This is a genomic window from Ferrimonas pelagia, assembly GCF_039543565.1.
In the GTDB taxonomy this organism is placed as follows: Bacteria; Pseudomonadota; Gammaproteobacteria; order Enterobacterales; family Shewanellaceae; genus Ferrimonas; species Ferrimonas pelagia.
This window is the reverse complement of the sequence record NZ_BAABJZ010000101.1, coordinates 72,672-96,486: the sequence shown is the minus strand read 5'-3', so window position 1 is coordinate 96,486 and position 23,815 is coordinate 72,672. Positions and strand designations below refer to the sequence as shown.

The 23,815-nt window shown below is 55.5% G+C and carries 18 protein-coding genes; 6 read left to right on the top strand and 12 right to left on the bottom strand.

What is annotated here, in order from left to right; genetic code table 11:
* Nucleotides 1-196 precede the first annotated feature (196 nt).
* Both ABEA08_RS18635 and ABEA08_RS18630 read left to right on the top strand, forming a co-directional pair.
* Nucleotides 197-850, top strand: a complete 654-nt coding sequence (locus ABEA08_RS18635) for a pyrimidine 5'-nucleotidase (protein WP_345336910.1) — start codon at nt 197-199, stop codon at nt 848-850.
* Nucleotides 851-976: 126 nt separating this feature from the next.
* Nucleotides 977-1,531 carry a hypothetical protein gene (locus ABEA08_RS18630; RefSeq protein WP_345336909.1) on the top strand — a complete coding sequence of 185 codons (555 nt, stop codon included), beginning with the start codon at nt 977-979 and terminating at the stop codon, nt 1,529-1,531.
* A gap of 471 nt (nt 1,532-2,002) precedes the next feature.
* On the opposite strand, the gene ABEA08_RS18625 is transcribed toward ABEA08_RS18630, so the two are convergent.
* The 6 genes from ABEA08_RS18625 to ABEA08_RS18600 all read right to left on the bottom strand — a co-directional run bounded on the left by ABEA08_RS18625 (nt 2,003) and on the right by ABEA08_RS18600 (nt 8,407).
* Nucleotides 2,003-2,323 (bottom strand): cytochrome C oxidase subunit IV family protein, encoded by a 321-nt coding sequence (locus ABEA08_RS18625; RefSeq protein ID WP_345336908.1) that lies wholly within the window; start codon nt 2,321-2,323, stop codon nt 2,003-2,005.
* A gap of 11 nt (nt 2,324-2,334) precedes the next feature.
* The gene (locus ABEA08_RS18620; RefSeq protein WP_345336907.1) at nt 2,335-3,030 is read right to left on the bottom strand and encodes a heme-copper oxidase subunit III family protein; all 696 of its coding nucleotides are present in this window, start codon (nt 3,028-3,030) and stop codon (nt 2,335-2,337) included.
* Between the two features lie 32 nt (nt 3,031-3,062).
* Complete coding sequence (locus ABEA08_RS18615; RefSeq protein ID WP_345336906.1) at nt 3,063-3,740, bottom strand: cytochrome c oxidase subunit 3; 678 nt, start codon at nt 3,738-3,740, stop codon at nt 3,063-3,065.
* Nucleotides 3,737-5,518: a cytochrome c oxidase subunit I gene (locus ABEA08_RS18610; RefSeq protein WP_345336905.1), complete on the bottom strand. Its 1,782-nt coding sequence runs from the start codon at nt 5,516-5,518 to the stop codon at nt 3,737-3,739. The genes ABEA08_RS18615 and ABEA08_RS18610 overlap by 4 nt, the downstream gene beginning before the upstream one ends.
* The gene (locus ABEA08_RS18605; RefSeq protein ID WP_345336904.1) at nt 5,515-6,993 is read right to left on the bottom strand and encodes a c-type cytochrome; all 1,479 of its coding nucleotides are present in this window, start codon (nt 6,991-6,993) and stop codon (nt 5,515-5,517) included. The genes ABEA08_RS18610 and ABEA08_RS18605 overlap by 4 nt, the downstream gene beginning before the upstream one ends.
* Before the next feature lie 340 nt (nt 6,994-7,333).
* The gene (locus ABEA08_RS18600; protein ID WP_345336903.1) at nt 7,334-8,407 is read right to left on the bottom strand and encodes a hypothetical protein; all 1,074 of its coding nucleotides are present in this window, start codon (nt 8,405-8,407) and stop codon (nt 7,334-7,336) included.
* Nucleotides 8,408-9,098: 691 nt separating this feature from the next.
* Between ABEA08_RS18600 and ABEA08_RS18595 the strand changes: the two genes are divergently transcribed.
* On the top strand, nt 9,099-11,000 hold the full coding sequence (locus ABEA08_RS18595; protein WP_345336902.1) for a sodium:solute symporter family protein: 1,902 nt from the start codon (nt 9,099-9,101) through the stop codon (nt 10,998-11,000).
* Complete coding sequence (locus tag ABEA08_RS18590; protein WP_345336901.1) at nt 10,957-13,452, top strand: glycoside hydrolase family 94 protein; 2,496 nt, start codon at nt 10,957-10,959, stop codon at nt 13,450-13,452. Before ABEA08_RS18595 ends, ABEA08_RS18590 begins: the two co-directional genes overlap by 44 nt.
* Nucleotides 13,453-13,711: 259 nt before the next feature.
* On the opposite strand, the gene ABEA08_RS18585 is transcribed toward ABEA08_RS18590, so the two are convergent.
* A complete protein-coding gene (locus tag ABEA08_RS18585) occupies nt 13,712-14,014 on the bottom strand; it encodes a hypothetical protein (RefSeq protein ID WP_345336900.1) in 303 nt (100 codons plus the stop codon).
* Between the two features lie 403 nt (nt 14,015-14,417).
* Between ABEA08_RS18585 and ABEA08_RS18580 the strand changes: the two genes are divergently transcribed.
* Nucleotides 14,418-15,050 carry a deoxynucleoside kinase gene (locus ABEA08_RS18580; RefSeq protein ID WP_345336899.1) on the top strand — a complete coding sequence of 211 codons (633 nt, stop codon included), beginning with the start codon at nt 14,418-14,420 and terminating at the stop codon, nt 15,048-15,050.
* 164 nt (nt 15,051-15,214) lie between these two features.
* Here ABEA08_RS18580 and ABEA08_RS18575 read toward each other — a convergent pair whose 3' ends face one another.
* Nucleotides 15,215-16,702: a sulfatase family protein gene (locus tag ABEA08_RS18575; protein ID WP_345336898.1), complete on the bottom strand. Its 1,488-nt coding sequence runs from the start codon at nt 16,700-16,702 to the stop codon at nt 15,215-15,217.
* Between the two features lie 212 nt (nt 16,703-16,914).
* Complete coding sequence (gene metC / locus ABEA08_RS18570) at nt 16,915-18,117, bottom strand: cystathionine beta-lyase (protein ID WP_345336897.1); 1,203 nt, start codon at nt 18,115-18,117, stop codon at nt 16,915-16,917.
* A gap of 59 nt (nt 18,118-18,176) precedes the next feature.
* Between metC and ABEA08_RS18565 the strand changes: the two genes are divergently transcribed.
* Nucleotides 18,177-18,368 carry a hypothetical protein gene (locus ABEA08_RS18565; protein ID WP_345336896.1) on the top strand — a complete coding sequence of 64 codons (192 nt, stop codon included), beginning with the start codon at nt 18,177-18,179 and terminating at the stop codon, nt 18,366-18,368.
* A 67-nt stretch (nt 18,369-18,435) separates the two neighbouring features.
* Here the strand turns inward: ABEA08_RS18565 and ABEA08_RS18560 are convergent, their stop codons facing one another.
* From ABEA08_RS18560 to ABEA08_RS18550, 3 genes are read right to left on the bottom strand one after another with little or no spacing between them, the layout of a single operon-like run.
* Complete coding sequence (locus ABEA08_RS18560; RefSeq protein WP_345336894.1) at nt 18,436-19,302, bottom strand: toll/interleukin-1 receptor domain-containing protein; 867 nt, start codon at nt 19,300-19,302, stop codon at nt 18,436-18,438.
* Nucleotides 19,299-21,584, bottom strand: coding sequence for a WD40 repeat domain-containing protein (locus ABEA08_RS18555; RefSeq protein WP_345336893.1), 2,286 nt, complete (start codon nt 21,582-21,584; stop codon nt 19,299-19,301). The genes ABEA08_RS18560 and ABEA08_RS18555 overlap by 4 nt, the downstream gene beginning before the upstream one ends.
* A 14-nt stretch (nt 21,585-21,598) precedes the next feature.
* Nucleotides 21,599-23,239, bottom strand: coding sequence for a hypothetical protein (locus ABEA08_RS18550; RefSeq protein ID WP_345336892.1), 1,641 nt, complete (start codon nt 23,237-23,239; stop codon nt 21,599-21,601).
* Nucleotides 23,240-23,815: the final 576 nt, after the last annotated feature.

Genomic DNA, 23,815 nt, shown 5'->3' with positions numbered 1-23,815 from the left:
CATGCCTTGCTTTGTCCTTATTGGCGTAAGCAAAGTTCCGCAACAAAGATAATCAACAGGATCAGGCCGTTATCAATAGCGCGCGCCAAGGCAGACGCGACAGAGCGTGAGCCAAGTCCATCGGTTGTCGCACCTGGTTTGCGCCACTGCGGGGGCACTGATATCCTTCTCCGCCCGCCGTACCGGAGTTTGACCTGTGACCCCATTGCTAGAACGCGACATCTACCTGTTTGATCTCGACAACACCCTCTATCGCCCTGAAAGCCAGATCATCGAGCAGATCATCCTGCGTTTTCGAGATTACATCTCCGATGCGCTGCAATTGTCACCACAGGATGCCGATGCGCTGTGCACCAAATACTACCTGAAATACGGTGGCACCCTGCGTGGGATGCAGTTGCATCACCCGCAGATCGATCTCGATGCCCTCTCCTTCTACGCCCACAATGTGGATCTGACCCACGTCGCGCAGGCCCCTTCCCTGGCTCAAGCGCTGCTGGATAACGGCAAGCAACGCTTTGTCTTTACCAATTCGCCCCGGCCGTACGCCGAGCGCCTGCTCGAGCACCTGGGTCTGGCGCACTGCTTTGATGGCGTGTTCAGCGTTGAGCAGACCGATTACAAGATGAAGCCGCACCCGCACGCCTATCAAACCATCTGCGATCACTTCGGTTTTGAGTCCCGTAACGCCGTGATGTTCGACGATCAGCCGTCCAACCTGACCACGGCACAGCAAATGGGCATGCGCACCGTTCTGGTCAATCGCGACGATCTCGACGAACACCAGGCGTGCTACCGCACCGAACAACTGGCCGATTTTGTCAGCTCACTGAACCAGCTCAAAGCGTAGCGCCCCGCCTACGACTTGGCCTGATTGGGTTATACTCAATGGAATTTATTCCTGAGTGGGTTAGTCGGTTAACACCGGAAGTTGGAGCTTGTGCACTCATTGCAAATACCGGAACGGGGTATTCGTATGGTACGGCACTATTACTTAAGCAACAGCCTTTGGGAGCTGGAGCTGATCGAGCGCCAGCTCGAACGCTCGGGCTTGTCTCCGGCTCAGATCCACGTCCTCAGCCAGAAACCCAGTCTGGCTGCCCGCTTCCGCTTACTGCCCCTGTCCGAATTTTGGTTGTACGATCTGCCCCACTATCTCTGGCGTGGCTTGGCCCTCGGACTATTACTTGCCATCGCGGTGTTGATCGGCGTGGCCTACGCGGGCTGGCCAGAAGCGATCGGCAGTTGGCTGCCGTTTGGCATGTTGGCGCTGATGGTGTTGGGGTTTTGCACCTGGGAGGGCGGATTGATCGGCCTGCAGTCGCCCCATCACGCGCTTGGACGCTTCCACAAAGACATCGAGCGCGGTCAGCACCTGCTGCTTATCGACGTCGAGCCTCAGCAAGTGGCCGCCCTGCTGAGCATCATGGCGCAACACCCGATGCTCAGCGAACAGGGAACCAGCGAAGGCGCCTGGCCAACCACGGTTCGCATTCAACACTGGTGGGTCAAGCGCCGCCGCTCTGACTGACACCCTCGCCTCCCCCCAAAACACAACTCATCGTGCTGCCCTCACCATCCCGATAATAAAAAAGGGCTGTGTCTTAAGTAATTGTTGAAGCTCTACGGTGAAGTTCGAGGTTAACACGGCATTTAGGCCGCCTAGTGCAGCGCCGAGCGTTGGTGCGTGGAGGCAGACCGGGAGCTGGACGGAGCCCTTTTTGAAAGCGGCTGGCCGCTTTTGTCGTTGAAAAATGGCGACTTACAGCGTGTCTGTTGAAGCGCACCATAAGCGAGGGGACAGCGAAACGCAGCGGTAAGGGGAGTGCAGAGGGGCTCGCCCCCCATGCCTTCACAAAGATGGCTTGCCGTCGCCAACGCGACTTAGTGGGTGAGGTCGATACGGCAGGTTGAGATAAAAAACAAAAAATAGACCAACAGTTAACTCAGACACAGCCTAAAAAAGCCCCCATGCTGGGAGCTTCATTCGCGTGCCGTCGCTTCAGCTCGCCCCGCTGACAAAATGCGCCAACCGGTTTAAAAAGGTGTATTCCCCTTCCAGGGCCATCATCATCACCAGCACCAATATCACCAGTGGCGGCAATACGATCGCGTAGATCAGCGCCAACCGCTCCCACATCATGTGCATGAACACCGCGAGGATCAATCCCGCTTTGAGCACCATAAAGATCAGGATCAGGCTCCAGCGCAGCGCGCCTTGCACCTGCATGTAATCCACCATATAGGACATGGCGCTCAGGACAAACAGCAGCGTCCAGATCTTAAAGTAGATCCCAAGCGGGTGTTGTTGTGCCTGTGCCATAACAACCCTCCTTACCAAAGGTAAAAGAACGCGAAGATAAACACCCAGACCAGATCGACAAAGTGCCAGTACAGACCGACGATCTCGACGATGCCGTAATCCCCCCGCTTTTCATAGTCACCCCGCGCCACCTTACGGGCGTAGATCAGCAGCATCAAAACGCCGATCGTCACGTGTAGGCCGTGAAAGCCGGTGATCATAAAAAACGCCGAGCCAAACTGTGAGGCCCCCATCGGGTTGGCCCAGGGGCGCACCCCTTCCTCGATTAACTTGGTCCACTCGATCGCCTGCATGCCGACAAAGCTGGCGCCTAAGATGGCGGTCACCAGCATCAACCTTGCGGCCACTTTGCGGTTACGCCGGTAGCCGTAATTGACCGCCAGCGCCATGGTGCCGCTGGAGGTGATCAGGATGAAGGTCATGATGGCGATCAGCAGCAGCGGTATGTGATGGCCGGCCACCGTCAAAGCAAACACCTCCGAGGTTAGTGGCCATGCCTCGACCGCGGAGATCCGCACCGTCATGTAGCCCACCAAGAAGGTACCAAACACGAAGGTGTCGCTGAGCAGGAAGATCCACATCATCGCCTTGCCCCAGGACACCTTAAAGATCTCCCGATCATGCGACCAATCTTCGACCACGCCGGACCATCCGGCGTTGTCCGGGCCTTTGTCACTCATGTCACTCATGTCACTCATGTCACTCATAATGAGTCTCCTTAGGTGACTCCATCATGCGTTTAGGGGGTCACATCGACACCGCACAACGCCGCCAACGCCTTATAGGTCGCCGGCGTGCTGGTTAACAGCGCAAACAACACCAGCCAAAGCAGCATCAGGAAGTGCCAGTACATCAACAGCAGCGAGAGATGCTGACGCGCCACCTGAGGTTGGCCGTGCCACAGCGCCCGCGCACTGCGGGGCCAAAACAACAACCCCACCAACAGATGCAGCGCGTGCAGACCGGTTAGCAGATAGAAAAAACTCACCGCCACTGAGCTTTGAACGCCCAGCCCGCGCACGACAAAATCTTGCCAAAGTTGATATTGACCAAACAGAAACGCCACCGCAGTGAATGCGCCCGCCAGCAACAGGCCTCGGGCTAACAGCGCGCCGCGCGTGCAGCTCCAATACGCCCCTTGCATCAACAGGCTGCTGGCCAACAACCACCAAGTGTTTTGCCAGATCCTGCTGGTCTCAAACAGCGGCTGCCAGGGCTGCTCAGTCAGCGGTTGCCAGTCGCCCAACTGGCTCCGCATCACCATTGCCACCATAAAGAGCATGAACATGGAGGTGATCACCGCGATCATAAACTTCAGGCCGGTGCGCATTGCATCAAACCGATTGAATGCCGAGGGCGGCGCATCGACCACGCCCGCTTGCCACGGCTTTTGCGCCAGGGTCTGTACCGCCTTCATGCCGAGTCCTCCTGCGTGGGTGCCTGCCAGTCGCTGGTTTGCATCACAAAGTCCTGCTCTGCCCCCGGCACGCTGTAGTCGTACGCCCAGCGGTGCACCACAGGTAGAGTCGGGCCCCAGTTGCCATGCCCTGGCGGCGTCTGGGGGGTTGACCACTCCAGGCTGGTGGCTTGCCACGGGTTCGGCCCTGAGGCCTTGCCACGGAAATAGCTCCAGCCCAAGTTAAACAGGAACAGCAGTTGGGCGATCCCGACGATCAAGGCCAACACCGTGATAAAGGCGTTGAGGGTCACCGCTTCCGGTGGGATAAAGTCGTAATTGTCGTAGGCGTAGTAGCGCCGTGGCACGCCCAGCACGCCCAGATAGTGCATGGTGAAGAAGATCGACCAGGTACCAAGGAAGGTGATCCAGAAGTGCAGCTTGCCGATGATGTCATTGAGCATCCGGCCGGTGATCTTAGGATACCAGTGATAGATCGCGCCGAAGATCACCAAGATAGGCGCCACCCCCATCACCATATGGAAGTGCGCCACCACAAAGTAGGTGTCGGACAGCGGCAGATCCACTACCACATTGCCTAAGAACAAGCCCGTCATGCCACCGAAAACAAAGGTGAGGATAAACGCCAATGAAAACAGCATGGGTACGTTCAAGCGAATGTTGCCCCGCCACAGCGTCAACACCCAGTTGTACACCTTGATGGCGGTCGGCACGGCGATGATCAAGGTCGACGCGGCAAAGAAAAAGCCAAAATAGGGATTCATGCCAGAGACGTACATATGGTGCGCCCACACCACAAAGCTCAAGCCGCCAATGCCGACAATGGCCCAGACCATCTGACGATAACCAAAGATGTTTTTGCGGGCGTGGATACTGATGAGATCGGACACGATCCCAAAGGCGGGCAACGCGACGATATACACCTCGGGATGGCCAAAGAACCAGAACAGGTGCTGGAACAACACCGGACTGCCCCCGCCGTAGTCCAGATTTTGACCCAGAGAGATGATCTCCGGCATAAAGAAACTGGTGCCCAGCAACTTATCGAACAGCATCATCACCGCTGAGACAAACAACGCCGGGAACGCCAGTAATGCAAGTACCGTTGCGGTGAAGATCCCCCAGATCGACAAGGGCATCCGCATCAAGGTCATGCCGCGCGTGCGCGCCTGTAGCACAGTGGTGACGTAGTTCAGGCCACCCATGGTGGCCGCCACGATGAAGATCGCCAGCGAGACCAACATCAGCACGATGCCGCCATCCACCCCAGGTGTCCCTGGCAAAATCGACTGAGGCGGATACAGTGTCCAGCCCGCCCCCGATGGGCCACCGGTGACGAAGAAACTCGCCATTAACACCACCACCGCGAGAAAGTAGAACCAGTAGCTGAGCATGTTAAGAAACGGGAATACCATATCCCGCGCCCCAACCATCAGGGGGATCAGATAATTGCCGAACCCACCGAGAAACAGCGCGGTGAGCAGATAGACCACCATGATCATGCCGTGCATGGTCACCGCTTGGTAGTACTCGCTGGGATCGATCAGATCAAAGCTATCGGGAAACCCTAACTGCAACCGCATCACGCCCGATAGGACCAAGGCGACTAAGCCAACCGCGATGGCCGTTAGCGTGTACTGTACCGCGATGGTCTTATGATCTTGGCTGAACACATAGGTTTGCCAGAAGCCCAGCGGCGGATGATCTTGATGCGGTTCGGTTTCGCTGCGATCGCCGGGCTCGTTGTTCCGGTTTGCTTCGATATCCAGACTGCTCATGGCTGCTCTCCCAGATCGATCAGATATTGCACCAAGGCCTCGATCTCCTCATCCGTCAATGGCACAGCCGGCATCACCGGCGGATACCCAGCAACCACTTGTTCAGCCGGGGCGACGATGGCGCGGCGCAGATAGTGACGATTGGCGATCACCGATCCACCACCCTCCAAGGTACGCGTGCTGCCAGCAAGTCCGCCCCAAGCGGGACCTATCATCGTTTGCTGCGCCGTGCTGTGGCAGGCCCGACACCCTTTGGCCGAAGCCAACGTCGCCCCATCTAACGGCGCCGCTGGACCGGGGGATGGCGTTGGGGCTGGCTCAAGCTCAGCCTGAGGAGGCGGCTCAGGCTCATCCCACTGGGAGCTCAATGCCGGGCTGATCCCCCCCGCTTCTTTGATGTAGGCGATGATCTCGCTGATCTGCTCATCACTCAGCTCATAGGGGGGCATCACGTTGCCATAACCGTCCACTATCTGAGCTGCCGGCTCGCGAATGGCGACCGCAAGATACACGTCATCAACCAGCACCTCACTGCCATCGTCCATCTCTTCAGTGCGCCCATATAAGCCCAGCCAGCTTGGTCCCAGTGGACTGGTGTCAAAGCCGTGGCAGGCCAGACAGCCCTGCTCAACCGATAGGATCTCGCCGCGCTGTGCCGCTGGACTGAGCGCGCTGTCATTCGACGCCGCTTGCGACGCCGCAAAGGTCGGCTGCTGCTCTAGCCAATCCGTAAACGCCTCGGTGTTGGCGACGTACAATGCACCCCGCATGTTGTAATGGCCGACACCACAATACTCGGCACAGAGGATCTCAAACCGGCCGATCTTGGTCGGTGTAAACCAAAGCGAGGAGACGATCCCAGGCACCGCATCCATCTTGTTGCGGATCTGGGGAATGTAGAAGTCGTGCAGCACGTCAATCGAGCGCAAATTGACATTGACCGGTTGATCCAACGGCAGCCGAAACTCATTGGCGTTGACCAGGCGATCATCCTGCGCGGCGGGATCCTTGGGATCGAGCCCAAAGGGATTAGTTTGGTTGATCAGATTGATGTCAGAACGGCCAAGCTCACCGTCTTCGCCAGCATAGCGAAACGCCCAGCTCCACTGCTTGGCCAACACCTCGATCTCCATAGCGTCGTCAGGCACGGTCACGATGTCAGAGTAGACCGCCAGGCCCGGCGCCAACATCGCCACGATCCCCACTGTGGTTAACCCGGTTAACCACAACTCCAGCTTTTTGTTTTCAGGCTCATAGTCCGCGGTGCGATCCGCCCGGTAGCGAAAGCGAAATACCGCATAGGCGGTAAACAGGATCACCGCGATAAACACCAGTCCGGTCACCACTAAGGTGATCCCGATGGTGAGATCAATATCCGACCAATTGGAGGCGAGCTCTGGCAATACCCAGGGCCCGGAGAAATGAAAGGCGATGGACAGAAGCAGGATCAGCACCAGCACGATGGCGATGGTCATAGGCCGTTATACTCCCAAATTTGGGTCCGCTCGGGGCCCGTCCCTCAGGGTCATCCTGCCGTTACCGCAGGCAAAGCCATGGATTGACGATGAATAGACAAACATAGAGAACCGGGGCAAAACTGCCAAACAAATGACCGGATTTATCCCGATTAGGCGTTGCCGCAGGGCCCATAAAAAAGCTCCGTGACTCAGAGAGCCACGGAGCTTCATCAAACGACGACATCATCCGATCATCGCTTCGAATTGTGTCACAGCCATCTAGCTGTGGGGTGTTCTGAATGGGCGCTCAGGACCTGAGCGTCGCGTGGACAGTACAGCGCTGATGGGGCTGCCGTTGTTAGCGCTGACGGGTGTAGAGCGCGAAGGCGGGATCTGCCCGCAAGGTGTCCATACTGCCACGCAAACTGAAGTCGTAGCCGCACAACTTGAAGTTGCCACGCATCGCCACATCATAGATAAAGGCTGCGGTATCTAGGGGTGACAGATAGGCGTAATAAACGTCATCGCCCCACACTTCGACCTTCACCGGACGATACTCCGTCCCATTATTAAAGCGGGCAACCTGACAACTGCGATCTCCCTGCGCCGTCAACAACGACCAGATCTCCCCTTGGGCGTTGGCGCTGCCCGGCCAACGTACGATCACGCCATCATTCAGCAACTGCAGTTGATAGCTGTCTGGCATATCAACCTGATGGTCAAAACTCGGCTCGGATACCGTCGTCTGTGCAACCTCAACATCGCTCGGCAGCGGCTGCGCCGGTTGTCGTAACCCGACGATCGCGACAAATACCATCACCAAACCCGCCGCGCCCGCTGCCAGATGACGCCAATAGGGCCGCAGCCGCTGCCACAGTGCGTGAAGATCCATCTGCGGCAATGACCAAGACCAAGTGGACGCGACCGGTGCATCCCAATCGTGTGGCGCGTGTGGGACCTCGCTCGGGATCGGCTGCGCCGTCGTCTCGCCATCGATGGATGGCTCGACCCGAGGTTGTGCCATCATGTTCGCCGTCGTCTGGAGCGAATCGGTCTGCGGGCCCGCATACCCCCAGGTTCGCATCAGCGTCGCGCGTCCTTGATGCTCAGGCAACACCGCGAGTACCACTGCACCGCCGATGGGCAGCAGTAACAGCCACCAACTCCATCCCGCGCCAGCCCAAACCCCATGGACAAGGGCAAACAACAGCCAGCCCGAGCCAACCGCCGCCGCCCATGACAGTGGGCGTCCGGCATCGCGCAACCGGCGACGGCTGGTTGCAAAGCTGATCACAGTCGCGACGCAAGCCGCAATGCTGACGACCGCAGCACTGATAGCCAACCCATAAAACAAACCCGCCAGCACCATCAGTGCCAACAATAGCGCGGCATGAACGGCGGCGTGTCGAACGCGATTGTCGCGCCCTTTCATACAAAAGACTGTGTTCAACAACAACACGGGTGACCTCTATAAATTATCGTTATTCGAGCAGAATATCGTAAAAGCCGGAAGAGGGTAACGACCCACATAACTGACTGGCTAAAGAAAAAACAGTCCTGATCTTCTCATCCTCGATCCCAAGCGGCCATACTAGAACGATGTGACGTCATTTTTGGTGAAAACCAATGACGCTATAGATAGAAAACAATCACTGCAGCAACGATCCCGCTGTCTATAGCACAGCTCGGATCTTGGCGACCACAATGCAAGGAGTGCAACGTGGAACCACAAAATGAGTGCCCGCCCCGCCTCACGATCATTGCTGTCGCAAGCAGCGGTGGCCAAGTTGGCAATTGCCCACCTCCGCGCCGGTCAAGTCGACTGCTAACCCTGCGTCAATGCAACACGATGCCATGCGACTGGTGGCAAACCTCGGCGCACCACTTGTCCTATGGCGTCATTCGTACCCTCGCCCTAGTAGGTGCACAGCGCATAGCCACGGCTCTCCAACGCGGACTAGCCGCCCCCCAATGCATCGCCGCCAACGCTAACCCATCATTTTATCAATACGGCAGCCACAACCCTGTGCTGACTCCGATCGCGCGCTCTACACCAACTTCGACAATTGGCCGGTTGCTTGAAGCAACAGCCCCATCAAAACACATATCGACAAGGAGACATGATGCATCTGACCTGGATCGATAGCGCCATCGTGCTGCTCTATTTGTTAACCACCATCGGGATCGGGCTGGCCATGAAGAAACGGGCCAGCAAGAACCTCAAGAGTTACTTTCAAGGTGGCAAGCAATTGCCGTGGTACATGCTGGGGCTATCCAATGCGTCGGGCATGTTCGATATCTCCGGCACCATGTGGCTGGTGGCACTGTGTTTCCTCTACGGACTGAAAAGTATCTGGATCCCTTGGCTCTGGCCGGTATTCAACCAGGTCTTTTTGATGGTGTTTCTGTCACTCTGGTTACGCCGCTCCAATGTGTTAACCGGTGCCGAGTGGATCGGAACCCGTTTTGGCTTTGAGCGCGGAGCGCAGATGTCCCATCTGGTGGTGGTGGTTTTTGCGCTGATCTCCGTCTTAGGCTTTCTCGCCTACGGCTTTATCGGCGTCGGCAAATTCATGGAGATCTTCATTCCGTTCGAGTCCATCAGCCCCTACCTTCCCTTTACCGTGGCGCCTCAGTATGTCCCGCACTTTTATGGGATCTTCTTTACGTCCATAGCCACCTTTTATGTGATCCTCGGCGGCATGTACAGCATCGTCTGGACCGACATTTTACAGTTCGCCATCATGACCGTTGCGGCTTTGACCATCGGGATCATCGCCATGGTGTCGGTGCCACAGGAAACCCTGCATGCCGCCGTCCCAGCGGGGTGGACCGATCCCAGCATTAGCTGGGAGTTGGCCATTGACTGGGCCAGCCATATCCCCGAAGCCGTGGCCAAGGTCAACAGCGACGGCTATTCATTGTTCGGGATCTTCGTCATGATGATGCTGTTTAAGGGCGTCCTGGTCAGTGCGGCCGGGCCGGCACCGAACTATGACATGCAGAAGATCCTCGCCACCAAGAGCCCCAAAGAGGGGGCACTGATGAGCGGCTTTGTGTCGGTGGCACTCATGCCCATTCGGTATTTTATGATCGCCGGTTTTGCGGTGCTCGCCGTGGTTCACTATGACCGACTGGATCTGATCAACGGCGGCAAGCTCGACTTTGAGAATGTCCTGCCCAGCGCCATGCTGGAGTTTGTCCCCGTCGGCCTGTTAGGCCTACTCCTTGCCGGGCTCCTCGCCGCCTTTATGTCCACCTTCGCCTCGACGGTGAATGCGGCACCGGCCTATGTAGTCAACGACATCTATAAACGGTATTTCAATCCACAAGCCTCGGATCGCACCCTGATCAAGGCCAGCTACCTGGTGTCCGTGTTGGTCGTCGTGATCAGTACCGGGATCGGCCTGTTTGTCACCAGTATCAACAGCGTTTTGCAGTGGTTGGTGTCCGGCCTCTGGGGCGGATATACCGTGGCCAATGTCCTCAAGTGGTATTGGTGGCGACTCAATGGACACGGCTATTTCTGGGGTATGGCAAGCGGCATTTTAGCGAGCCTCATCCTGCCGCCACTCGCCGGCGGATTATTCCCCTATATCGCGTCCGATCTCCTGCCGCTCTACCTGTTTCCGGCCGTGCTGCTGATCAGTGCCGCCGCCTGTTTCATTGTCAGCTTCGCCACGGCGCCGGTTGACAATCAAGTCCTGCTCTCTTTCTACCGCACGGTCCGCCCTTGGGGCTTTTGGGGGCCCGTTGCCGCCCAGATCAGTGCGCAGGATCCCCAGTTCCCCCACAACCGCAACTTCTGGCGCGATATGGCCAACGTTGTGCTCGGTGTGGTCGCGCAAACCTGCCTAGTTGCGCTACCCATTTTTATTGTCATAAAGGACTTTTACTGGGCTGGGATCAGCGCATTGCTGTTTAGCTTGTGCGCTTTGGTCATGAAGTACAGCTGGTACGATAAATTGGATGAACAACATCATGAACAAGCTGAAGGGATCGCCGCGGCGATACGGCGCGTTTGATGATCACGCCCAGGAATACGTGATCACAACGCCACACACGCCAGCACCTTGGATCAATTACTTGGGGAATAACGGCTTCTATGGCCTGTTTTCTCATACCGGCGGCGGTTACAGCTTTTGGCAGGATGCCAAGCTGCGTCGTCTCACCCGCTACCGCTATAACAACATTCCGGCGGACAGCGGCGGTCGCTACTTTTACTTAAAACAGGGCCACACGATCTGGTCGCCAGGCTACCGGCCGGCCAATACCGAGCTCGATAGCTTTGAGTGTCGACACGGTACCGGCTACAGCAAGATCAACAGCCGCTTGGGCGCGATCCGCAGTGAATTGCTGAGCTTTGTCCCGCTGGATACCCGGGCGGAGGTGCATCGCTTACGCCTCAGCAACGAGGGCGAACAACCGCAGTCTATGCAGTTATTCTCGTTCGTTGAGTGGTGTTTGTGGAATGCCGACGAGGATGCCAGCAATTTCCAGCGCAACCTCTCGGTTGGCGAAGTGACGGTCGATGGCAGTCTACTGGTCCATCACAGCGAATACCGAGAGCGGCGTGATCATTATGCCTTCTTCTCAGTCAATCAAGCGATCAGCGGATTCGATACCGATCGGGACGCGTTCCTCGGCCCCCAAGGCACCTTGGCCTGCCCTGACGTCGTGTGCCGTGGCCAAAGTCGAAATTCGGTGGCGGACGGCTGGTCGCCGATCGCGTCACACCAGCTCGACATCGAGTTGGCCCCGGGGGAAAGCCGGGATCTGATCTTTGTGCTTGGCTATATCGAGGTCGCTGCCGCGGACAAATGGGCCGACAACCCACCCTCGGCGTCACGACAATCGACCAGCGCGGCGGTGCCTTATCTCGCCCCCGCGCACGCCTTGGCCCACCGGTTTGCCGATAACGACGCGGTCGAGCGACATGTTAACGCGCTCAAACACTATTGGCAGCAGCAACTGCAAGGCTTCCACGTCGCAAGCCCAGAGCCGCTGCTGGATCGTATGGTCAATATCTGGAACCCCTACCAGAATATGGTGACCTTTAATCTCTCCCGCAGCGCCAGCTACTTTGAGTCCGGGATCGGCCGGGGCATGGGCTTTCGGGATTCCAATCAGGATCTGATCGGCGTGGTCCATCTGGAGCCAACGCGCGCGCGCCAACGGATCCTCGATCTCGCCGCGACGCAAAAGCGTGATGGCTCGGCCTATCATCAGTACCAACCCCTGACCAAACAAGGCAACAGTGACATCGGCGGCAACTTTAATGACGATCCGATGTGGCTGGTCTTTGCTGTCTCCGGCTACGTTCGGGAAACCGGCGATCTGTCGATATTAGCCGCGCCCGTGGCGTTTGACGATCAACCGGACGGCGATGCCGCCCTGTTTGATCACCTCAGCGCGTCATTCCAGCACGTATTGAACAAATTGGGGCCACATCAGCTGCCGTTGATCGGCCGCGCAGACTGGAACGATTGCCTCAACCTCAACTGCTTTTCCGACGATCCGGATCAATCGTTCCAGATCACCGAAAACCGCCAGGGCGACGTGGCGGAATCGGTCATGATCGCCGGTCAGTTTGTCTTATTTGGCCGAGAGTACCAGACACTGTGTGAGCAAACCGGGCGAACGCAAGCCGCTGCGGCGGCCGCTGACGCCATTGCCGGCATGGTCCGCGCCGTCGAAACCCATGGCTGGGATGGAGACTGGTTCCTGCGGGCCTATGACGCCTTGGGCCGGCCGGTCGGCAGCCGGTCAAACCAAGAGGGGCAGATCTTTATCGAATCCCAGGGCTTTTGCGTCATGGCCGACATCGGTCTGCACAACGGCAAAGCCCGCAGCGCGCTGGACGCGGTTGCCGATCGCTTGGCCACGGCCCACGGCATCGTCGTCCAACAACCAGCCTATTCTCGCTACTATCCGGAGTATGGCGAGATCTCCAGTTATCCGCCGGGATACAAGGAAAATGCCGGGATCTTTTGCCACGCAAACCCGTGGATCATGATCGCGGAAACCCGACTGGGCCGGGGCACGAAAGCGTTCGATTACTACACCCGCATCGCCCCCGCCTATCGCGAGCAAAACGACCAGCAATTGCACCGGCAAGAGCCCTATATCTATGCACAGATGATCGCCGGTAAAGACGCTAAGCGACACGGTGAGGCCAAAAACAGTTGGTTAACCGGCACGGCATCCTGGAATTACTACGCGGTGACCCAGTTCATTCTGGGGATCCGGCCAGAGCTGGATGGCTTGCGGATCGATCCCTGTATCCCCGCCTCATGGGCCGGTTTTAGCGTGATCCGGCGGTTCCGCGATGCCACCTATCACATTGAGATCAGCAACCCAGATGGATTAGAGCAAGGGGTACGCCGGATCTGCGTCGATGGCCAATGGCGCGAGGGCAACCTAATCCCAGTTTTATCGGGCGAGGTTCAAGTCAAGATCATCATGCAAGCCCTATAACGGGCCATACCCGGACGACGAATTCGAACTTATTCGAGGGTGCCGATAGACTGCAGCGATATACCGTTGCCGGTGCCTGAATTGTGTGACATTTCTGGGGATAGCGAGCCCGATAAACAACAAGGCAGGTTGCGCACTAGCACTCCTGCCTCGGCAATACTTAATCACATCGAGCTCCCGTTGGAGCATGCCAAGGTTGTCTTGGTCGTTGGTTCGCCGAGCGTTTTATGGCTAGCGCAACGATCGGCTCCCAAGAGTCTCAATCCTGTCGCACCTCAATCGTAAACACAGGCACAGGGACAACAACGGTTTGCAGTGCTTTGTGCAGCCAAACCAATTCATTCTTGAAGGTGCCATCTACCGAAAAATAGACCAGCTCCAGCGTCATTTGACCGTCTTCATAACCGCTGGTCACGATCTCCGTTGCGACCTCAGGGTGTTCGACGTAAACAGACAACACCTGCTCCACTTGCCGCACCCATTTTTGTTCTAACTCGAATGAGACATCGATCCGCATCAACGAAAATGGGGCGGGTTCCTTGCTAGCGAACTCTGGGCTCATCATCTCTTTTCCACTTACACTAGGGGGGGTTGCTGTTAGTGTACCCAATCGTCCCACCACGCCAAGCCCTGAACGTTCGTTTCGTCGCCATTCAAACCCGATGCGTCGTCCAACAACACGCGGACTGGCTCGCCAGCGAGCCCCTAAGATCTTTCCATTTGAACTTGACTCTCGCGACGCAGGCATTTCTTGGCTCAGCCTACCCGTTTGGTCATCAAAATGACCTCACTGCTCAGCCAAAAGCAAGCTTTGCAGGCGAGTTTTAATCGGAGAATTTTGCCATTTTTGCTTGACTCGACATGCGCTCAATTTTTTGTGGAAACTGGGCAATGATGCCGTTAGTATTGCCCGCCGTTTTGGTCGGAACAGTCCGCCCACCAGCAGCGTGTGTTTGAGGGTAAACATGAAACAACAGCAATTTGAGTTGGTTGCAGTAGAAGGCAACATTGGCGTCGGCAAATCTACTTTGGTACCAAGATTGGTCGAGCACCTCAACACGATGGACGGCAAACCCTGGAAGATGATCCTCGAAGATGTGGACACCAACCCGGAGTTCCGTCGCCTGTTGGCCGAGTTTACGCAAGATCCAACCAAGCGTATCAACTTCCAGCGCTTTATCACCAACCATCGCGCATCTCTGTGTGCCGATCTGGATCCGGCTTACAACTATGTATTGGAGCGCTCCCTCTACTCTGATCTGGTGTTTTGTCAGGCCAACTTGCAGGAAGCCTGTCGTCCAGACGGCGACGATCTGACCTACTACTACGATATCTGGGACAAGCTGGAAGATTACCCTAAGGTCACCTCCGTACTGTATCTGCGCTCCAGCCCACAGATCGCCTATCAGCGTATGCTCAACCGCGCCCGTCAAGCGGAAGATGGCACGCCATACTCCTACATCAAGCTGATCAGCGACTGCCATGATGCCTTCCTACCGCATATCTGCAACAACAAAGAGACCCTGTTGTTGACTGAAGAGTGGGACAACTACGGCTGTGCTGAGCGTTTGGCGCGCCGCATCCTGCACAAGCTGTAAGCGTTCCACTGCACTGAAACGGCCCGCTCAGGATCCTCTGAGCGGGCCGTTTGCGTTTAACAATAAAAGCCTGCGGCTTGGTGGTGCACGTCGAACAAGCAACAAGTTAGCGCCCGATGCCCCCTGTGACACACGACTTCGAACGCCCCTAATTCAGCCTGAGGTTATTCCCGCTCGGCTTTATCTGCCATCTCGTTATTGAACTGCATGACATTCACACGATGGCCATTCTTAAACTCATAGTTGCGGTTGGTGCGCTGCTTGGCATGGGTATTTTCCGGCAGTTCGGACTCCCAGGCGTCGAACTTGTCTTTCATCTGCTGGGTCTTTTCCGGCATTTTGAACGCCAAGTCATTCCACTCGCCCGGATCCTCGGCAATGTTAAACAAGCGAATGGTCTGCGGCCCGCTCTGATCGTTCCAGGTCATTTTCCAATCGCCTTCGCGGAAGGCGTAATCTTGATCCCGACGCCAGTATAGGGTCTCGTGGGGGATCTCACCCTCGCCCACTTCGCCGAGCAAAAATGGGATCAGGTTCACCCCGTCAAACGGTACCGGTCCGGCCCCACCCTCTTTGCCGCCCAACACGGCATTGATGGTTGGCATGATATCCAGGTTCATCACCGGATGTTCAAACACCGCACCGGCGGGTAGCGCATTCGGCCAATGCATAAGGAAAGGCACGCGAATGCCGCCTTCATAGGTATCGCCTTTAAACCCGTTATAGATCCCTGGGTTTGACATGGTGGTTTCACCCCGGGCTTTTTTACGTGGGGCGACGAACCCTTGCCCGCGCGGGCTGCCGTTGTCACTCATGAAGAAGATCAGGGTGTTGTCGTACAGATCGTGCTTTTTCAGCGTCTCCATCACCTCACCGATGCCATCATCCATCGCCAGTGCCATACCCGCAAACAGCTTGCGCTCCTCGCCCGCATCCAGATGATCAACCCGATCGATGTAGGATTGTGGCACGGTCCAAGGGTGATGCACCGCAAAATGGGCCAGGTGCAGGAAAAACGGCTTGTCCGCATTGCGCTCAATAAAGCCCACCGCCTCATCGGTAAACAGCTCCGTCAGATAACCGTTTTGCTCTTGGATCGGCGGTTCAGCAACCTCGTTTCGGTAAATGGGTGACAGCCAAGGCTTGCCCCCCTCCTCTGCATCCGACTTGTAATAGTCATGAGAGCCGCCAATGAAGCCGTAAAAAAAGTCTGCGCCCCGTTCATTAGGTGTGCCAGTGAGTGCACTCATATGCCACTTGCCAACGACGCCGGTTTCATAACCAAATTCCTTCATCATCGCCGTCATCATCGGCTGCTCATGAGGGATCTTGGTGGTCTTGAAGTTACCGTAAACACCAAATCGTTGCTGGTACACGCCGGTCAACAGACCGGCTCGGGAAGGTCCGCAGACCGACGCAGACACGTAGGCTTGAGGAAAATGAACCCCGCCAGCAGCCAGCTTATCAATATTCGGTGTTTTGATGTCGTCATAGCCGTGGTAGCCGACATCGCCCATGCCTTGATCGTCGGTATAGATCACGATGATATTCGGCTGACTCGGATCGGCCGCCAAAGCGGTAGGAGCCAGCGTTGCACTGCCCACCGCCAGTCCCATTAACACTGAGCTGCCTACTCGGGATAGTTTATTCATTTTTATACAGAGCCTTAGAGATCGGTTTCAGGCCGATACTAACGCAGATATTTTCGCCGACTGTCAATAAATGAAAAGCCGGCAAAAAAGGCGCGGAAAATTAGTCGCCGATCACAACCCAGCCACGTCAATCCCGCGCAACGCCTTTCTGAGGCAATAAAAAAGGCATGGGAGGTTACCCGCCGCCATGCCTCTATTGGGTGAGTGACCGGTTAGCGCTGCAGTCGCTCAAAGCCTGCCGCCAGATCGGCGATCAGATCGTCCACCTGCTCTAAGCCAATATGCACCCGCACCAGAGTGCCGTCAAAATCCACCGGCGCAGCCGGACGGATGGCATTGAGCTCTTCTGGCTGATTGGCGAGGATCAAGGATTCAAAACCGCCCCAGGAATAGGCCATGCTGAACAATTTGAAGTTGTCTAAATAGTCCGCCAGCTGCGCATCGCTCAAGCGCGCCTTAAGGACAAATGAGAACAAGCCATTGCCACCGCTAAAGTCACGGTCAAAGAAGTCGTGGCCGGGACACTCGGGCAATGCGGGATGGTTTACCCGCTCGACCTCTGGCCGGCCTTTGAGCCATTGGGCCACGGCCAGGCTCGCCGCGCCATGCTGCTTCAGCCGCACCCCCATGGTACGCAGCCCACGGCTGGCCATGTAAGCCGTATCCGCATCCACCATCTGCCCCATCAGATAGGACTGCTCACGAAGTTGATCCAGACAACGCGCATTGGCCACAGCGGTGCCCAACATGTAATCGGAATGGCCGATGAGGTACTTGGTTCCCGCCTGAATGGAGATATCGATGTCATGCTCCAAGGCTTTAAACAAAATGCCCGCCGCCCAGGTGTTGTCGATCATGATGATCACGTCGGGATTGACGGCACGGACAGCACGGACAATCGCCGGAATATCAGGGATCTCCATGGTGATGGAGCTCGGCGATTCAAGAAACACCACGCGAGTATTGGGCTGCATCAGTGCGGCAATGCCCTCGCCGATCAGCGGATCATAATAGGTCGTCGTCACCTTCATCTTTGCCAACATGACGTTGCAAAAATCCTGAGTTGGCTCATACGCTGAGCCGGTCATCAGTACATGCTCCCCGGCGCTGACAAAGGATAGGATGGCGTTGGTCACCGCTGCCGCACCGCACGGATAGAGTACACAGCCGGCGCCCCCCTCCAACTCGGTCATCGCCTGCTGCAACGCAAAGTGGGTTTCGGTGCCACGGCGACCGTAAAACAGTGCACCTTTGGCCCGGTTCGCCGTCGCCACTTTTTTTTGTGCCACCGAATCGAACACCAATGAGGAGGCCCGCTGCACCACGGTATTGACCGCACCATGGCCAAATTTGTTGTGTCGCCCGGCCGTTACCAGCTGGGTTTCAATGGCCATATTATCTTGTTCTGAGCTCATCTTTTGCATTCCCTGACATCTTCTTAGGATGGCGATGACGTGCATCATCGCATCTCATAGTGAAACGCACAGTAACGAAAGTCAGCAAAATCAGCAATCTCGCCAAGCCAGCAATGTTCGATACCGTCACAATGATTGACACATCGCGCTTTCTAACGGCGAACGTCAATTACCAACAAGGGCCCGCCGAAGCGGGCTTGGGTGGATCCTGTCTTGAAACCGCCAAACCCCGACTCGGCATGAGCTTCTGAATTGATCTGTCGCGATCTCCAGCTCATCTCACCCCATTCACAGCGCCGCTGCGACACACAGCAAAACCTAATACCGCCACTGAGTCACAAAAGCCGTCGAGTTCCTCAGCATGGTGTCCGTCATCGTCACGTATTTCGCCTTCAATCGCCCCTGGCCCTGCGCGGCGTGCTTGAGTGCATCAAAGCCGGGCGTTGGATCAGCAATAGCCTGAGCGCGATAAAAACCTTCAGACAGCAAAGCCTGCAAATACAGTCCAGGTGCCGCCTCAGCACCGAGGCTGAGCCCCTCCAGCTGCGCAATGATCGCGTCAGCCTTAGATTTTGTTAGACGCTTGATCGGTTGCGACTGCAGTTTCGCAATGAGCAACAACAGTTTATGCTGACCCGTCCGTTCCACCGGCACGGCAAGAGCCTCCAATAGTGCAGAGGCACGACGCCAGTCTTTATCCCGAAGCCGTTGCTCCGCCTGCGCGATAAGAGACTCAATAGGCAGATTGGCGGTATTGCCCCTGACGTTCAATGCGGCATCGATCAATAGCGCCATATCCGCAAAGTGAGAGACCGATAGCATGGGCTGAAGATCCAACCACTGATAGTTTTTGAGCAAATAATCGAACCCCTGAGCGCCGCCACCGTCCAGACTTGCGTCGACTTTGAGCGGGATCACTGGGATCCGGCGCTCACGCGCCATCTTGAGTTCGGTCTTTACTTCTTCAGAACCCAACTGATGTCCAGAGCCAATGGCACGTCCACTCGCCAACAGCAAGAATGCTTCGACCTCCCTCATCGCAGCACTGATCTCACTGGCAAAACAGTGGCCAGCCTGGATCTTCGCTGGCGCGAACCAAACCGAATGACCCAATGCCTTGAGTTGCGCTACCAAGCCGGCTGCCACCTGATGGTCCTGACTAGAATGGCTGAGGAATAACCTCATTCGACCGCCTCGGCAACTCGTTCGAGCTGTTTGTGATTGCGCAATTGACTGCGAATATTTCGAATGGTCTCATCCGCCATATTGTTCGATGCTGAAACGTCCTGAGCAACTTCCTGATTGGTGATGTCGATGATCTGGGCATCGATCAACGCCAACTCCTCTGATCTTTCATCTTCGTCCAGATCGGGATCCTCGACGATGCTTTCCCGATCTTGCTTGAGCTGGTCGATGCGGATCTGAGCCGACATACTCTCGTTATCCTTCGCCGCATTGGCCATCGAGCTCACCCCCTCCTCATTGAGGATGGTCAAACGGATCTTCTCACCGCTGGCAACCGATAACGCGATCTCCGTTGCAGAGAGAGAGTTGTCCTCATTGCCATAGATATTGCCTCTGTCCACTTCGCGCTTAGCAATATTCGTGACGTCTTTGTAATAGAAGGCATTGGCTTCTTTACCGATGCACTTCCCGGCAATGAAATCATAATAGGTTGTGAATACGTCCACTTTGTCTTCTGTCAGGAAGATATACTGCACGTACTGCACCGCAAATAGGATCGGTCGATTAGCGCCACTCCAGAAGCTCCGGGCATTACCAAGATGCAGCTTAGATTCGACCTGTTGACGCTTTTCGTCATCCTGGATCAAGGCCCAATCTTTCAATACGATGGCTTCATGGTCGGTATAAATGATGTCTTCTTTTTCTAAACCACACTCGTCCATCGCCATCAGTTTGAGGTCAGTATCGATCTTACGATCAATGGCCTGTGCAACCCGCTTACCATCAAACAACGTCTTATCTGAGAAAATGGGGATCTGGCTGAGCAAACGGCGGCGGTATTGTTTAATTTGCAAGATTAAGCTTTCAAACGCAGGGGCAATGGCCTGATATACCTCGATGTTATGTTCAAGCTGCAACTGGCGGCTGCAATGAATACGATTGCGGCTCAACATGATCAGACTAACAAGTGCGGTAGAGGCTGCGACGGTTCCAAACAAAACAGCAACCAAAAGTGACCACTCGTCCTCGGCTAACCCGAGTTCCAGATGGCCTCGCCCCACAAACAAGTCTGCCAGCCTGATCACCGCCGAGTTGCCTAAATAGGCCAAATAACCCGCTCCAGCAAGCGGCAAGGCAATAGCAAGGGCTACGCAACTCCATCGAGCTGCCCTGAGACGTTTTACTATCGACGCATCTCTCTCCGACTCGGCCTGGGCCTGTAAAGTCTCTAGCTGCTTTAACCGGCGGCGTGCGGACGAGACGATCTCTTTCATCGCTGTTTTTATCGGCTCAAACAGCGGTCGGTTGAAAAAGTCCCAGAACAGTTTCCGATCGCCCTTCAACGCCAACTTTTGCGATTTCAGCTCCTGACGGGCATCGCATTGGAACCGCCGTGGATCCAGCGGGTTCCTCAAATGGGGATAGTCAATGACATCAGGACAAGACTTCATTTTCTTCGTGCTATCGCTGCGTCCTTGCTTGAGTGTGTCAAACAATTGCTCAAGCTCTTCGCTCGCTTCATGCTCGCAAAGCAGCTTACCCTCGAGATCCCAAAGACCGATAGCGCCATTGTTACGGATCAATAAACGATCCTCACCCAGCTCAATCAAATCGTTTTCAAAACTGAAATCAAATTCAAACTGGTAAAGCAGGCTGCCGGTCGCAGACCAGATACTGGGAAGCTTTTGCTCGGTTTCGACCAGCCAGCTGTCATTGAACAGGGTATACACTGCATTGAGCGCAGATTTTAACCCCTGCATATCCGCTATTTTTTGCCCAGACTCAGTCCAGATACTGATCCCCTTTGGCTCCCGAATAGCCAGATGTTCAGAGTTGGCGAAGCGTTTTATCGCACTCAAATCCACCACGTCGGCTGTCATCACCGCCAGCGCTTCGCCGTTGTTGAGATCCCAGATCCGCACCGTTTTATCCTGCGCCACGCTCAACAGCTTGCTCTTACTCAACTCTAATACACCAAGGATCCTATCGGTATGTCCGGTCAACAATTGCAACTGTCGGCCGTTGAATGCCGATACGCTGATATTGTGGTCCAAACCAATGGTCACAAAGGTTTGAGGACACTTTTTTAGTGCCAACAACCCGATCAGATCATTCGAATGGCGCTGATAACTCTTTCGGCTATCCTCATCGTCACATACGATAGAAAAGTGAGACTTCGGTCCCCACTCGATCCGATATTTTCGATTAAGCTTCGCCTCTCGAACCGTCCCTTTACTCAGCTCTTTATCCGTTAGCGTCTTAAACTGCCTGTTCTCACTCATAAACCACATCCGTATTAGAGTTGCTGCTTTCGCTTTATATCGTTTTCCGCTTCTGCGTTATGCCATGTTACGTGTTCAAACATCGCTTCCCTTGCTAGATCCGTTAGCATCACCTCTTTGCCGAGATCCCAATCGCCTTCCAATAGCTCATCGGCTCGACGGTATAACTGCTCTAGGGTTTGGTAGCCCTCGGTGATCGCCCCATAACCGGTTAACTCCCCCCACAGGGCGACTGCACCAGCTGCCATCAAGCAGTACTGAACTCCCAGCATCAACACGCTCTTACTCTGGGCGAACAAGGACACATCAAATCCGAACTCCAATGCCACAACGGCAAACAACCCAAAAGCAAACAAAATGCTGGCATTAAAGAGAGCCTTAGCCCATCTCTTACACTTCTTGGCACCGTAACGAGGGCGCTTGTAGAATCGATCCTGCCATTTGACCTGACGGGATGGCTCTGTTTGCAGCCGATCACCGAAGAATCTAAGTTGATCATCGAGCCAAACTTGCCTCGTCGTTTCACCACAAAACTGTGTTTTGTGGTACCACCAGTCCCACTCGGCAAACGCAATTGCGTGGTTCAATAGCGGGAGGTGTTGACGAAATCGACGTGGGATAAGTGGTGCAGCACTGGGGGGAACCGCTGCGGCATTAAGAAACCCTCTTATCCGCATGCCTTCTGCAATGCCTCGAGCCAATTGATACTTCCACTTAATCTCTCTTCGCGAGGCTAATTTCACTTGCAGTGCACTAAGGCCAATACCAACGAAGATCGCCCCAAAGATCCCTATCCCTGCAACGCTATCAAGGAAGTTGGACGCCAATTCGTACAATACTAGTACGATCAAAACGGTGACAAAAAAGCGCTGTAACACCCGCCGGTATTCAGTTTGTCGACTCAACGCAACCGCATCGGCCCGTCGGAACGCGGGCAAGCTAATGGTCAATCCTGGCGCGGCCGCTCCCTGTTGCACTTGGCCAGGGGCCAGCTCATTGTAATGATTCAGATCACGTACTAGCCGGTTAAACTCTTCTGAGAGGAAATCAGCAGCAGAGCGCTTTGATTGTGTTTCGCCGCCTTGGCAAACCCATAACTGATGCCCTGCCATCAAATCGCCACTGCACGATCGGGCTTCAAAGGCACTGTATAAAGGAGTCGCTGGCTCTGCCCCATCAATACGTGATACAGGGATCCGATGCACTAAACCACCGACTTGTCCATCAAAGGCACTGACGGGGGCCAAGGCCGGATTCGACTGCCCCAAAGGCCACTCCGTCGGCAAACCTAATTTGTAGGAAACCGCATCAGCCGTCCCCCCTGCCCCTTTGGCAGGCAAGCCATCCCATAATGCAAGCAATACATTGGCGTACTTCGCCACAAACACGCTCTGATTGAGATATAGGGTATTGCGTTCGAGGCCGTAACCACCATCAAGGAGCGCCACCTTTAGCTGTTCATCGGACAGGTGACTGGGAACCACCAGTAGCTCTTCCCCTTGCTGCGCCAGCGTCTCGATAATAGCGTCTAGACGTCGAGATTCAGCGCAATCCCTTTCAGTGTCATCAAAATCCTGTCGGTAGGCAGACAACGGCATAGGCAAACACGCTTTTATCCGTATTCGCTCCGCTCCCCATCGCTGCTGAAGTGCCAAGGCTTCCTCGGTGACCCAAGTATCCGCCCCGACCGCCAATCCACTCATCAACCAGAGCGGGGTCGCTGGCGACAACTGTTCGAGCCAATACTGAAGTGCCTCACGAACCTGACGCTTGATCGGCCCTTCCTGCTCGGGGAGCAGATCCCGGTGCCCGACCACACCGAGAATAAAAGGCAAAGCAGAATGATGGCGTTCTAAGACCGACAAGACACTCCTCCTGATGGCGAATAATGACCGCCTCAGGATTGTATTCACACTCAGGCAAACGGAGCAACACTCTGATAAAGCTAAGCTTATTAAATGCAACCAAGGTAACATTTTGTAAGTTTTAGCAACGACTAGCGCAGGTCCGTTTATCCCTCAGCTCGGCGCTTGTGATCGACTCAGTAAGTGTACTTGAGACGCTTCCGACGTCTTGGGGATCGGTTCGTTTCCCGTGCACAAACACCGAGTCAATCACACATATACTGAACCGGTGGCCTTTATAGCCGAGCCTCAGTGAAGCGCTTAGGCGGTTGTCCATCATCCTCCGGCCAGAGGCTTACTCGCGTATGCGAACGGCCCCGCCCCATC